This window comes from Corallococcus sp. AB032C (assembly GCF_003668935.1).
In the GTDB taxonomy this organism is placed as follows: domain Bacteria; phylum Myxococcota; class Myxococcia; order Myxococcales; family Myxococcaceae; genus Corallococcus; species Corallococcus exiguus.
Genome location: NZ_RAWP01000018.1, coordinates 78,671 through 90,712 on the forward strand (window position 1 = coordinate 78,671; position 12,042 = coordinate 90,712).

At 67.1% G+C, this 12,042-nt stretch carries 14 protein-coding genes; 6 read left to right on the forward strand and 8 right to left on the reverse strand.

The features are described from left to right. Positions 1–7: 7 nt before the first annotated feature. The 4 genes from D7X99_RS10800 to D7X99_RS44640 form a co-directional block, all read right to left on the reverse strand. Complete coding sequence (locus tag D7X99_RS10800; RefSeq protein ID WP_147476109.1) at positions 8–1,090, reverse strand: hypothetical protein; 1,083 nt, start codon at positions 1,088–1,090, stop codon at positions 8–10. 77 nt (positions 1,091–1,167) lie between these two features. Continuing rightward, a complete protein-coding gene (locus D7X99_RS10805; protein WP_121777695.1) occupies positions 1,168–1,401 on the reverse strand; it encodes a hypothetical protein in 234 nt (77 codons plus the stop codon). Between the two features lie 1,065 nt (positions 1,402–2,466). Beyond that, entirely contained in the window at positions 2,467–2,799 is a 333-nt protein-coding gene (locus tag D7X99_RS44635) for a hypothetical protein (RefSeq protein WP_121777697.1), read from the reverse strand. A gap of 33 nt (positions 2,800–2,832) precedes the next feature. Next, on the reverse strand, positions 2,833–3,315 hold the full coding sequence (locus D7X99_RS44640) for a CHC2 zinc finger domain-containing protein (protein WP_121777734.1): 483 nt from the start codon (positions 3,313–3,315) through the stop codon (positions 2,833–2,835). A gap of 90 nt (positions 3,316–3,405) precedes the next feature. Between D7X99_RS44640 and D7X99_RS10825 the strand changes: the two genes are divergently transcribed. Then, positions 3,406–4,038 carry a glutathione S-transferase family protein gene (locus tag D7X99_RS10825; protein WP_121777698.1) on the forward strand — a complete coding sequence of 211 codons (633 nt, stop codon included), beginning with the start codon at positions 3,406–3,408 and terminating at the stop codon, positions 4,036–4,038. Between the two features lie 232 nt (positions 4,039–4,270). Here the strand turns inward: D7X99_RS10825 and D7X99_RS10835 are convergent, their stop codons facing one another. After that, the gene (locus tag D7X99_RS10835; RefSeq protein ID WP_216672125.1) at positions 4,271–5,287 is read right to left on the reverse strand and encodes an MBL fold metallo-hydrolase; all 1,017 of its coding nucleotides are present in this window, start codon (positions 5,285–5,287) and stop codon (positions 4,271–4,273) included. 95 nt (positions 5,288–5,382) lie between these two features. Between D7X99_RS10835 and D7X99_RS10840 the strand changes: the two genes are divergently transcribed. After that, positions 5,383–6,312 (forward strand): LysR family transcriptional regulator, encoded by a 930-nt coding sequence (locus D7X99_RS10840; RefSeq protein WP_121777700.1) that lies wholly within the window; start codon positions 5,383–5,385, stop codon positions 6,310–6,312. 176 nt (positions 6,313–6,488) lie between these two features. On the opposite strand, the gene D7X99_RS10845 is transcribed toward D7X99_RS10840, so the two are convergent. Then, the gene (locus D7X99_RS10845) at positions 6,489–7,187 is read right to left on the reverse strand and encodes a hypothetical protein (protein ID WP_147476110.1); all 699 of its coding nucleotides are present in this window, start codon (positions 7,185–7,187) and stop codon (positions 6,489–6,491) included. Positions 7,188–7,285: 98 nt separating this feature from the next. On the opposite strand from D7X99_RS10845, the gene D7X99_RS42770 reads away from it, so the two are divergent. The 3 genes from D7X99_RS42770 to D7X99_RS10855 are packed head-to-tail and all read left to right on the forward strand — an operon-like array spanning position 7,286 to position 9,144. Next, positions 7,286–7,654 carry an SH3 domain-containing protein gene (locus tag D7X99_RS42770; RefSeq protein ID WP_158626978.1) on the forward strand — a complete coding sequence of 123 codons (369 nt, stop codon included), beginning with the start codon at positions 7,286–7,288 and terminating at the stop codon, positions 7,652–7,654. Beyond that, positions 7,648–8,463 (forward strand): peptidoglycan recognition family protein, encoded by an 816-nt coding sequence (locus tag D7X99_RS10850; protein ID WP_158626979.1) that lies wholly within the window; start codon positions 7,648–7,650, stop codon positions 8,461–8,463. Before D7X99_RS42770 ends, D7X99_RS10850 begins: the two co-directional genes overlap by 7 nt. A 9-nt stretch (positions 8,464–8,472) precedes the next feature. After that, the gene (locus D7X99_RS10855; protein ID WP_121777703.1) at positions 8,473–9,144 is read left to right on the forward strand and encodes a hypothetical protein; all 672 of its coding nucleotides are present in this window, start codon (positions 8,473–8,475) and stop codon (positions 9,142–9,144) included. Between the two features lie 44 nt (positions 9,145–9,188). Here the strand turns inward: D7X99_RS10855 and dnaG are convergent, their stop codons facing one another. Beyond that, positions 9,189–10,940 (reverse strand): DNA primase, encoded by a 1,752-nt coding sequence (dnaG, locus tag D7X99_RS10860; protein ID WP_121777704.1) that lies wholly within the window; start codon positions 10,938–10,940, stop codon positions 9,189–9,191. Between the two features lie 90 nt (positions 10,941–11,030). Here dnaG and D7X99_RS10865 point away from each other — a divergent pair, with 90 nt between their 5' ends. Continuing rightward, a complete protein-coding gene (locus D7X99_RS10865; RefSeq protein ID WP_121777705.1) occupies positions 11,031–11,663 on the forward strand; it encodes a glutathione S-transferase family protein in 633 nt (210 codons plus the stop codon). Between the two features lie 13 nt (positions 11,664–11,676). Here D7X99_RS10865 and D7X99_RS10870 read toward each other — a convergent pair whose 3' ends face one another. Then, positions 11,677–12,015: a UBP-type zinc finger domain-containing protein gene (locus D7X99_RS10870; protein ID WP_121777706.1), complete on the reverse strand. Its 339-nt coding sequence runs from the start codon at positions 12,013–12,015 to the stop codon at positions 11,677–11,679. Positions 12,016–12,042 lie beyond the last annotated feature (27 nt).

Below are 12,042 nucleotides of genomic sequence, written 5' to 3' on the forward strand. Positions count from 1 at the left end.
TGGGGACTCATCTGCCTCTCGTCGAGGCCCTCCTCAAGGCAGCTGACTCGCCATCGTCGCGCGGCAACCGATGGGTCGCTAGCGCCCGGCGCAGCATGGTCTCCGTCCATTCGAGTTCTTCTCGGGACAGCCCCGCCCCAATCCAGACAAAGCCCTTCTTGTGCTCGATGACGACGGTCAAACTCCGGAAGTTCGGTTCATCCGTCTCACGGAGGTCGATGTCCTCGATTTGCGACGCTGGGAGTCGTGTGCTCTCTCTCTGCTTCCCGCTCCCGGTGCGCGAATACTCAATCCCCCGTGAAGAGGCGGTGAGAGACCAACCCATGGTGACCTCCCGGATGACGCTCCACAACAGGAGTCCTCCCATGGAAAGGAGCACGACGAGGGCAATCAGCGGCCACATGGAGGCGAGATGTCGGAGGCCGAACGAGCGCACCCAGGCCAGCCCGAAGACGGTGGGCCCACCAACGGCGATGACAATCGCGATGCTCGCCTTCGCTACGAAGAGAGGCCTCCAGCCGCAGCCTGGCAGCTGCAACACCAACCCCTGTGCACCCTGTCGGACTCGGATACGGCTGCCTGGGGGGAGTGACGGTGGCGCCTGCTCGCGTTCGAGTGGCGCTGCTTCGAGACGGGCATCCGCGGGGCGCGCATGCCCGCCGTCCACGCTCAAATCAACGCCCAGGAAACAAGAGAGGGCTTGGGCGAGTTCGAGTGCCTCTTCCCGGTCGTCACTGCCCGAAACCTGCACGGCTCGTGTCGGGGACTTCAACCCTACGGAGTAGAATCCCCAGTCCTTGGAGCCTCCCCCAGTCCCCTTGCCGCGGTGGGAGAGGGCCACGGACGTAAACGACTCGAGCGGATGGGTGTGCGCGGAGAAGAACACGCCGACGCCAGACCGCAGCTTCAAGAGCTGTGTTTCCTTGTTGAGCAGCGCTTTCCAGTCGGACGTCAGTTGATATGCGGCCCACGCGCAGGCGAGTAGCGCCATGGCCCATGCCTGCCATGTGTTCCAGAGGAAGGGCACGAAGAGGGCAACGCCGGGGAAGGCGAGCGCCGCGACCAGCACAACCTTGCACGCCCCTCTCATGAAGCGAGGGACGTCATGCTCGATGGTCAGGTGAGGGCCGAAGGCGGCCCACCGATGGGATCCGCATCGCATCTTGATCAGTAGCCAGCGCCGCCGCAGTGATTGTTCATGCCGTCCTCGGTGCCGTACGGGATGCCGTCCTCGCAGATCTGGCGGCTGGGCGCATAGACGTCCTGCCAGATCATGCCTCCAGGGGAGGGGACCAGGGTGAAGGCGGAGCCGGCGAAGTTTGACGTCCAGAAGCCCATGACGTCGGGGCTGCCCTGCACGGTATCGAGCAACTCGGAGATGTTCTTGCGCGTGTAACGCATGGCGGGCTTCCTTGAGCGGAGTGGAGGCGGCGAAGGGCGAAATCCTAGGAAGCGGCGGGGAAGAGAGCAATCCAGGGGACAGGCTGACGCGAGGACTGGCAGGTCACGCTTGAAGACCGCCGTGCCGACATCCACGTCGGCACGGAATCCTCTCACTCCGCCTCGGCCTTCGCGCCCTCCCATCGCTGGCCGGAGCTGTGATTGAGTGGAATCCACCGGTAGCCCTTCTCCAATGAGGTGGAAGTCCTGCGCGCATTCCTGGCTCAAACTCAAATAGGATGGCGGGATGGACACGGGCGACACCAATACCGCGCTAATGCGCATGGAGGCCGGGCAACAGCGGCTCCGTCGGCAGGTTCGCTGGCTGGGCATTTTGCTGGCCGGTTCGCTCGCCCTGCTTCTGGTGGGGGAGTTGATCCGGTGGAAGAGCGCGTTGGGTGCACCTGGGGAGAGGCCAAGCGAACTTCGGGTGTCGCGCTTGGTCATCCAGGATGACCAGGGGCGGGTACGGGGGGAGTTGGGGCTCGTTCCAGGTGCGCAAGAGCCCTCCTTGGCATTCTATCATCCGCAAGGGCAATGCTGGGCCTCGCTCGCCATGGCCACCCCACCCGGTGCGCCACCTGCGCACCAGAGTGCGTCACTCACGCTCCACGATGAATCAGGCAAGGCTCGGGTCTTGCTGGGGGCTTCCGGCCGCGACAATGGCCTGGTCCTCTACGAATCCGAGGGGCATCCAGCCCTTGCCTTGTATCTTGATACAGACTCCCAAGGCTTGGTCATCAGGGGGAGCGACGCACCGCGGATACAACTCAGGTACACAGAGCACGATGACGCCCGTCTCTCCGAACTCATCTTCCGAGATGAGCAGCGGATGCAGGCTGCTCTTCGGAGAGGAAGCGGGGGAGGGGCCCTGATGCATCCCCTCATTTCTGATTCCCCCTCGGAGCTCGCTTGGTCGGCTGCCCGTGCGTTCTCCGAGGGGAAGTTTCAAATGAGGGGATAGCTCAGGGAGGGGCCTTGAACCTCTACCACCCCGATGGCGAAAGCGTGTTCCGGACGCCCTGACTACACCCTCACGCGCTGACGATCTGAAAGGTATTGCTGGCGTCTCAGCGAAGGTCCTGCCGCACCTGTCGCACCCGGTGCCGCAGGGCCAGCAGTTCCGAGCGCTGGGAGAGTCGCGCGAGGGTCGCGCCACTTGTGGTAGAGCGGGCTGTCCTTCGAGTTGAGGTACTTGGGCCCCTCGGCGCCACCGGCCATGAGACGCCCCCCGAAGCCCGGGGGCCGTCCGTCCGGTGAGCGCAGCGGCAACATCACCCGGCCCCGGAAGAAGTCGTAGCAGCCCGCGCCCTTCTTGCGCGGCTGCACGAGTCCCGTCGCGAGTGCCGCCTCCAGCAGCCCCGCGCGCTCAAGCCGCTCCGCGAGCCGGTCTCAGGCTTCGGGAGCCCAGCCCAACCCGAACGCGCGCGCCGTCTCCTCCGTGACGCCCCGCGCCTGCAGATAGGCCCTCGTCGATGCGCCTTCACTGCTCCAGAGCAGGGTTTGGAAGTGTTCCAGGGCCAGCCTCGTCACGTCGCGCAAGCGCTGGCTTGAGTCCGCCGCCGAGGCCTCGGATTCGGACACCGGAAGTCCCACCTGCCGTGCCAGCTCCCGCACGGCCTCCCCGAAGGAGAGCCCAAGCATGCGCCGGAGAAAGTCCACCGCGTCTCCGCGCGCGCGGCACCCGTGGCAGAAGAAGAAGCCCTTCTCCGGGACGACGAAGAAGGACGGGGTGCGCTCCTCGTGGAAGGGGCACCGGCCGCGAAATTCCTTCCCACTCGGCGTCAGCGCCACGTGACGTGAGATGAGGCCGGGCAGGTCCACCCGGTGACGCAGTTCCTCAAGGGACTGGGGAGAGATCCGCCGCGATGCCATGAGCCGTTCCGGAGGGCCACTCTACCCTGGACGGACGCAGGGCCTGTTGCCCACACTCCAGGGCCGTTACCCCGCTCGCACGGAGACCGCATGTACACGCTCTACTATTCGCCGGGTGCCGCCAGCATGCTGGTGCACTGGGTGCTGCTCGAGCTCGGCCAGCCGCACGCCCTGGAACGCGTCGACACCGGCGCCGGACAGCAGAAGCGCCCCGAGTACCTGGCGCTCAACCCCAATGGCGTCGTGCCGACCCTGCTGATTGACGGAAAGCCGCATTTCGAGGCCGCGGCCCTGGTGATGTCCCTCGCGGACCGCCATCCGGAGGAGGGCCTGGCTCCCGCACAGGGAAGCGCGGCGCGCATGGCCTACTGCCAGTGGATGTTCCACCTGGCGAACATGGTGCAGCCGCTGTTCCGGCAGTGGTGGTATCCCCACGAGCCTGCGGGGGAGGCCCATGCCGAAGCCGTGCGCTCCACCGTCGCGGGCCGCATCGAGCGCGCGTGGCAGGTGCTGGATGCGCACCTCGCCGCGAACGGCCCCTTCCTGCTGGGGAAGACGCTCAGCGTCGCGGACTTCTACCTCGTCATGTTGATGCGCTGGTCCCGCGCCATGCCGAAGCCCGCCACATCGTGGCCGCACCTGGCCGCTGTCGCGACCCAATTGAAGGCGCGGCCTTCGTTCGCGACCCTGTACCAGCGCGAGGGGCTGACGGAGTGGGCATGAGGGGCTGAGGAACGCGCTCGCGGGCGCCTGGAGCTTGCGGCGCAGCACGGGCACCGCCAGGGCGGTGCCGAAGTACGTGGCGAGCCGGGCCACCACGGAGCGCGTGGCGAGCACCTCGAACGAGCCGGAGAACGCGAGGGGCAGGGCGATGGCCGTCTGCGTGAGGATGGCGGCCGTGGAGCACAGTTGCCGTGGGTTCTCGAATTCGCGAGCGGCCGTGCTCCTTCACCTCTCACTCCGCCCTGGCCTTCGCGCCCTCCCAGCGCTGGCCGGAGCTGTAGTTGAGAGGGATCCACCGGTAGCCCTTGCCCTCCGCGCTCAGCCGGCCCAGACCCGGAAAGGGCATGTGCGCCAGGCCGAGCAGATCGCCGCGCTTCGCCGCTTCCGTGAACGCACGGGCCCGCTGTGCCGCTGCCGCGCGCTCATCGACGTCGTAGGCGACCGTCACCGAAGGCTCGCGCAACTGCACCGAGCCGAAGTGCATCAGGTCGCCCGCCAGGAGCAACCGTGCTCCACGGCTCTCCACGACGTAGCCGCTGTGCCCCGGCGTATGTCCCGGGGTGGGGATGGCCCGGATGCCTGGAACGATGGCGTCCCCATCTCCGAACGTCTTCAGCTTCCCCGCGTCCTGGTACGGCCCCACCATTGCCCGCGCCTCCTCGAAGAACTTCGGGTCCACCGCTCCCTTCGCCCGGTCATCGCGACCCAGCCAGAAGCTCACCTCTCGCGCGTGCGCCCGGAGGATGGCGTTGGGGAACGCCCGGCTCGTCTTGGACATGAGCCCTCCGGAATGGTCGGAATGGATGTGCGTCAGCAACACCACGTCAATCTGCTCGGGACGATAGCCCGCCGCCTGGAGGCTTTGCTGGAGCTGGCCTCCCACGCCAGGGCCGAAGAAGCTCCCCACACCCGTCTCCACGAGCACCAACGCGGTGCCGGTGTTGATGAGGAAGGCGTTGATGGACAACTCGACCGGATCCTCCAGGTGGTCGCGCGAGAGCAGCTCCTTCACTCGCCCTGGCGTCGTGCCCGTCGCCACTTCTCTCACGGTCTGGGGAACGGTGCCGTCGGACAGCGCGGTGACCTCGAAGTCGCCGAGCATCATCCGGTGGAACCCGGGGGCCTGGGCCCGGACCTGGGGCGCGGCGGCGTGGACGGCGGACGAAAGCAGGGGAGCACCACTCAGCACCAGCAGGGTGAGGGCGCGAGAGACAGCGAGGAAGGCACCGCGAGCAAGGGGAGTTGTCATGCGCGATGAGATACGCCCCGCCTCCGCTGGGATAAACGGGAGCACTTCGCACACTGCGTTTCACCGCTGAAACAATCCGGAGCGGGAGGTGGAAGATGGACACGTTCACGGCGATGGAAGCCTTCGTCCGCGTGGTGGAGACCGGCACCTTCACCAAGGCGGCGGACGCGCTGGGCCGCCCGAAGGCGGCGGTGACCCGGCTGATCCAACAGCTGGAGGCGCACCTGCGCGTGAAGCTGCTGCACCGCACCACGCGTCGCGTGACGGTCACCCCGGAAGGCATGACCTACTACCAGCAGGCCCTGCGGCTGTTGGGCGAGGTGCGGGAACTCGAAGCCACGCTGTCCCAGTCACGGCGCGGTCCTCGGGGGCGCCTGCGGGTGGAGTCGAGTGGAACGATCTCCCGGCTGCTGCTCATCCCCTCGCTGCCGTCGTTCTACGCGCGCTACCCCCAGATTCACATCGAGCTGGGCGTGAGCGATCGCGTCGTGGACCTCCTCGCGGACAACGTCGACTGCGCCATTCGCGGAGGACCGGTGAAGGACGAGTCCCTGGTGGCACGACACCTGGGGGACCTCTGCTATTGGCTGTGCGCATCCCCCCGCTACCTGGAGCGCCACGGCGCGCCCCTCCACCCGCAGGAGCTGGCGGGTCCGGTGCACGCGGTGGTCAGCTACTTCTCGTCGCTGAGCGGCAAGGAGCTTCCCCTCGTCTTCGTTCGCGAGGGCGAGCGGCTGGAGGTCCAGGGTCGAAGCCTGCTCACGCTCAACGAAACCAATGCGTACCTGGCCGCGGGACTCGCGGGCCTGGGCGTCATGTTCGCTCCGCGTTTCGTATTGGAGCCCTACCTCGCGTCCGGGGAGCTGGTGCGCGTACTGGATGGCTGGCGGCCCGAACCCCGGCCCCTCTTCCTGGTCTACCCACCTACACGCCAGCTGGGCGCCGGTGCGCGGGTCTTCATCGACTGGTTGACGGAGCTGTTCGCGAGCCGGCCCAACCTGTGGCGCGATGAGGGAGGTGCCTAGAGCGCATGGGGGCTGAGGAGTGCACCGGCGGTGACTCGCCTGGGAGGGTGGGGATGTGAGGGGGGCCTGTCGCAATGCGCGTGGCGGCGGAGGCCAGGCAGGCATGCAGCTGCGCCACCACGGCCTCATCCTCTCCCATCGCCGCCCCCACCTCCTTGACGGAGGAGGTGTCTCCTTTATCGGGTGCGCCGCTCGGGCGCGGAGGAACTCGGAGCAGGTGGCGTGGGAAGCATCTCGGTGCGGGCGCGCACCAAGGCTGGCGGCTTCGCGGGCGGCGCCACGGCCTCCCCTCCCAGCTGGCGGGGCGCGGGATGGATGCGGTTGGCCGAGAGGAAGCCCCAGACGAACTCGGTCTGGAGGACCTCCAGGGTCGGCGGCTGGCCGCTACGGTGATACCAATCGGCCACGGGGATGCCGAAGTTGCTCTGGCCATAGCCTTCCTCGCCCAGCAAGTTGACGAAGACGCCCAGTGCCGGAGGAGCCGTTCCCTGGCCGGTGGTGCCCGCGCGAGCGTGGCAGCTGATGCAGGACGAGGTATTGGCGAAGCCTCCCTCTGTCACCGAGTTCGCCAGCCGGGTGGGGCGCCCCATGGAGTCGGTGAAGTTCACCTGCGAGCCCTTCAACCGGTAGCTGAGCCAGCCGATGTCGCCGGGTGAAGGCATGCAGACGGGCTTGCCGCCGGGGCCCGGCACGTCGCAGTGGGTGGTCTGGCCGCTCTTGCCGATGCCCAGGTTGGCGAAGTGCGCCTTCAGCCCGGGAGAGATGGGGCCGCTCGGATAGGGCTTCCCATTGTCGAACACGTAGCTCGGAACGAGCAGGTTGTCGCACGTGAAGCGGGGCTGGGTGAAGTTGGAGGCTGTCAGTCGAGTGTGCATGCTGCCCTCCACCCGTGGCCTTCGTGCTATTATCTGCTTTCGCTGCTCATGGACTGTCACCACCTCTTGGGTCGTGACCCTTGCTGCAAGGAAGCCCCATGCTTCAGAGCCCAAGCAAGCCTTTGTCGACCCCAGCCCCTCCCCAGTTTCGTTGGCTCGGCAGGATCCGCCCCTCTAGCGCGCGGATTCACAAGAAGCCGCACAGGAATCCCCAAGGTCAAATTCACGATGTCGTCGTCGACCTGCCCAAGGGCACCCGCGTGACGGTGATTGGCAAGGAAGGAGCGAACTTGCATGTCAACGCCATTCAGGATGGTAAATCCTTCGAGGGATATATCTCGCAGGAGTTGGTCGAGCATATTTCGCCCCGTGCTCCTGGCTTCGAGGATGCCCTGGCCACCGAGGATTGGCCAGCGGCAGCGCAGCACCTTGGTGCTCTTCAAAAACCGAGATTTGTGATTTGCTGAAGTTATGCAGCGCGAGTGAGTTCGCGCACCTCACCCTGGGCGTGCTTTCCTCCAAGTCGGGCCCGTATCAACGTGTCACCGAAGCCATCGAACGCTTGAGTCTTTCCGCCTCGATTGCGGGAACGCAGTTGTGGTCCGCGCAGAGTGCCCTCGAATCAGCGCAGGCAAAGTTCCAGGTGAAAGTGGTTTCTCGTGAGACCTGGGGAGCCCGTTCGCCGGACAAAAGCAGGGGTTGGGACGAATATCCCCCAGACACCCGCCTGCCGCTCACCCGCATTGTCGTCCACCATACCGCCGACCCGCTGGGGCAGACTGTCAAGGAGTTGGAGCGCAAGGAGCAAGAGGCGGGCTATGCTGATATGCCCTACCACTTCGTCATCACCAAGAACGGTGAGATCTACGAGGGACGCAGGATCAATGTCGTGGGTGCCCATGCGGGAGAGTTCAAGAATAACAAGGACATCACCCGGGATCCTGACCATGGGGCGATTGGTATTGTTCTGACTGGCGACTTCGAGAGCAGGATCGAGAATGGCTGGTCGCCAGATAAGCCCACGCAGGCACAGCTCGCCAGCCTGCAGCGGCTCCTCAATCATCTTGTGTTGAAGTATGGCCTCTCCCCTGAGTCCATCTTGAAGCATTCCGAGGTCAAGCGGGATGGCAAGCCGAAGGTCTGCCCGGGTGAGCACCTGAGCCCTCATGTAGATCTTGGCAGGACAGTCGCGCGCCAGGCTCTGAAAGCGCTGAAGGCCGCCGAAGAGAACTTCCAGGCCGCCGAACAGCATGCATCGACGCTCAAGCTCAAATAGGATGGCGGGATGGACACGGGCGATACCAATACCGCGCTCATGCGCATGGAGGCAGAGCACCAGCGGCTCCGCCGGCAGGTTCGCTGGCTGGGCATTTTGCTGGTCGGTTCGCTCGCCCTGCTTCTGGTGGGTGAGTTGCTCCGGTGGAAGAGCGCGTTGGGTGCACCTGGCGAGAGGCCAAGCGAACTTCGGGTGTCGCGCCTGATCATCCAGGATGAGCATGGGCGGGTGCGGGGGGAGTTGGGGCTCATGCCAGGTGCGCAAGAGCCCTCCTTGGCGTTCTATCAGCCGCAAGGGCAACGCTGGGCCTCGCTCGCCATGGCAACCCCGCCCGGTGCGCCACCTGCGCACCAGAGTGCGTCACTCACGCTCCACGATGAATCAGGCAAGGCTCGGGTCTTGCTGGGGGCTTCCGGCCGCGACAATGGCCTGGTCCTCTACGAATCCGAGGGGCATCCAGGCCTTGCCTTGTATCTTGATACAGACTCCCAAGGCCTGGTCATCAGGGGGAGCGACGCACCGCGGATACAACTCAGGTATACAGAACACGATGACGCCCGTCTCTCCGAACTCATCTTCCGAGATGAGCAGAGGACACAGGCTGCTCTTCGGGGAGGAAGCGGGGGAGGGGCCTTGAACCTCTACCGCCCCGATGGCGAGAGCGCGTTCCGGACGCCCTGACTACACCCTCACGCGCTGACGGTCTGAAACGCATTGCTGGCGTCTCAGCGAAGGCCCTGCAGCACCTGTCGCACCCGGTGCCGCAGGGCCAGCAGCTCCGAGCGCTGGGAGAGTCGCGCGAGGGTCGCGCCACTGGGTCGGGGGTCGCGAGTGAGCTCGGCCAGCTTCGCCAGCTCCGCGTCCAGCCTGCGAAGGGACAGCTCACAGCAGGTGGCGCGGAAGACCTTCACCAGGGCGTCCGCCTCCGTGGGCAGGGTCCGCGTGGCGCCCGCGAGGGCTCGCGCCACCACGCCGGTGGCCGTGAGGCCTCCGGTGGTCGCGGTGCCCAGCGCCATTCGCAGCCCGGCCTCCTGAAGATGCTCCAGCGCCCCGAAGGCGTCCTGGTCCCGCACGCTGGGATTGCGCAGCACACAGGCCACCGCGCGGGCCTCCAGCGCATCCACGCCGCGCTCGGCTGGCGTGACGACCGCGGGGGGCGGGGAAGGCGCCTGGGCCGCCGTCGCTCCCGGTGTCCCGGTGAGCACGCCCTCCAGTTCCGCGGAGGGCAGGCCCACATGGGCGGACAGCGCGTGGAGGAAGGCCGTGCGCATGAGGCCCGGGGGGATCTTCGCCGCGACCTCGCGCAGCCGTCCCAGCGCGAGCATCTTCGCTTCGAAGCTGGCTTCACGTCCCTCGGGCAGCACGGTGGTGAAGAGGTGGCGCGTGAGCGGACGGGCGTCCTCAAGCAGACGGGACACTCCTGCGCCGCCCTCCCGCAGCGCGAAGGTGTCCGGATCCTCGCCTTGGGGCAGCAGCGCCACGGAGGTGGCCACTCCGGCGGCGAGCAGCGGTCCGGCCAGGCGCTCCACCGCGGCGAGCCCCGCCGCGTCCCCGTCCAGCAGCAGCACCAGCTCGCGGGCCTCCGCTCTCGCGAGCATCTGGAGGTGGCCCGGCGTCAGGTGCGTGGAACAGAGCGCCACGGCGTGGCGCACCCCCACCTGATGCAGGAGGACGCAATCGAAGTAGCCCTCGACCAGCACCGCGCGATGCAGCCGGCGGATCTCCGCCCGCGCGAGGTCCATCCCGAACAGCGTGTCCGCCTTGTGGTAGAGCGGGCTGTCCTTCGAGTTGAGGTACTTGGGCCCCTCGGCGCCACCGGCCATGAGACGCCCCCCGAAGCCCAGGGGCCGTCCGTCCGGTGAGCGCAGCGGCAACATCACCCGGCCCCGGAAGAAGTCGTAGCAGCCCGCGCCCTTCTTGCGCGGCTGCACGAGTCCCGTCTCGAGTCCCGCCTCCCGCAGCCCCGCGCGCTCAAGCCGCTCCGCGAGCCGGTCCCAGGCTTCGGGAGCCCAGCCCAACCCGAACGCGCGCGCCGTCTCCTCCGTGACGCCTCGCGCCTGGAGATAGGCCCTCGTCGATGCGCCTTCACTGCTCCAGAGCAGGGTCTGGAAGTGTTCCTGGGCCCGCCTCGTCACGTCGCGCAAGCGCTGGCTTGAGTCCGCCGCCGAGGCCTCGGATTCGGTCACCGGAAGTCCCACCTGCCGTGCCAGCTCCCGCACGGCCTCCCCGAAGGAGAGCCCGAGCATGCGCCGGAGGAAGTCCACCGCGTCTCCGCGCGCGCGGCACCCGTGGCAGAAGAAGAAGCCCTTCTCCGGGACGACGAAGAAGGACGGGGTGCGCTCCTCGTGGAAGGGGCACCGGCCGCGAAATTCCTTCCCACTCGGCGTCAGCGCCACGTGACGTGAGATGAGGCCGGGCAGGTCCACCCGGTGACGCAGTTCCTCAAGGGTCTGGGGAGAGATCCGCCGCGATGCCATGGGCCGTTCCGGAGGGCCACTCTACCCTGGACGGACGCAGGGCCCGTTGCCCACACTCCAGGACCGTTACCCCGCTCGCACGGAGACCGCATGTACACGCTCTACTATTCGCCGGGTGCCGCCAGCATGCTGGTGCACTGGGTGCTGCTCGAACTCGGCCAGCCGCACGCCCTGGAACACGTCGACACCGGCGCCGGGCAGCAGAAGCGCCCCGAGTACCTGGCGCTCAACCCCAATGGCGTCGTGCCGACCCTGCTGATTGACGGAAAGCCGCATTTCGAGGCCGCGGCCCTGGTGATGTCCCTCGCGGACCGCCATCCGGAGGAGGGCCTGGCTCCCGCACAGGGAAGCGCGGCGCGCATGGCCTACTGCCAGTGGATGTTCCACCTGGCGAACATGGTGCAGCCGCTGTTCCGGCAGTGGTGGTATCCCCACGAGCCTGCGGGGGAGGCCCATGCCGAAGCCGTGCGCTCCACCGTCGCGGGCCGCATCGAGCGCGCGTGGCAGGTGCTGGATGCGCACCTCGCCGCGAACGGCCCCTTCCTGCTGGGGAAGACGCTCAGCGTCGCGGACTTCTACCTCGTCATGCTGATGCGCTGGTCTCGCGCCATGCCGAAGCCCGCCACGGAGTGGCCGCACCTGGCCGCGGTCGCGACCCAATTGAAGGCGCGGCCTTCGTTCGCGACCCTGTACCAGCGCGAGGGGCTGACGGAGTGGGCATGAGAGGCTGAGCTGCTTAGGGCGCGCCCATGGGGGCTGAGTAGTGCACCGGCGGGGACTCGCCTGGGAAGGTGGGGATCCGGTCGAGGAACTGCTCGTCCACGAAGCACCAGGCCCAGTTCTCTCCAGGCTCGAACGATTTGATGACCGGGTGGGCGCTGGCGTGGAAGTGCTGGGTCGCGTGGCGTGACGGCGAGTCGTCGCAGCAGCCCACGTGCCCACAGGTCAGGCACATCCGGAGATGGACCCAGTCCCCTCCGTCCTTCAAACACTCCATGCATCCGTGGCCGCTGGGGTGGACGGGAGCCGTCCGGTGCTGCTGGGTGTCTTCCAGGTGGGGACATGCCTTCTTCATGGCTCGCGCTCCGTGTTGGGGTCTCCG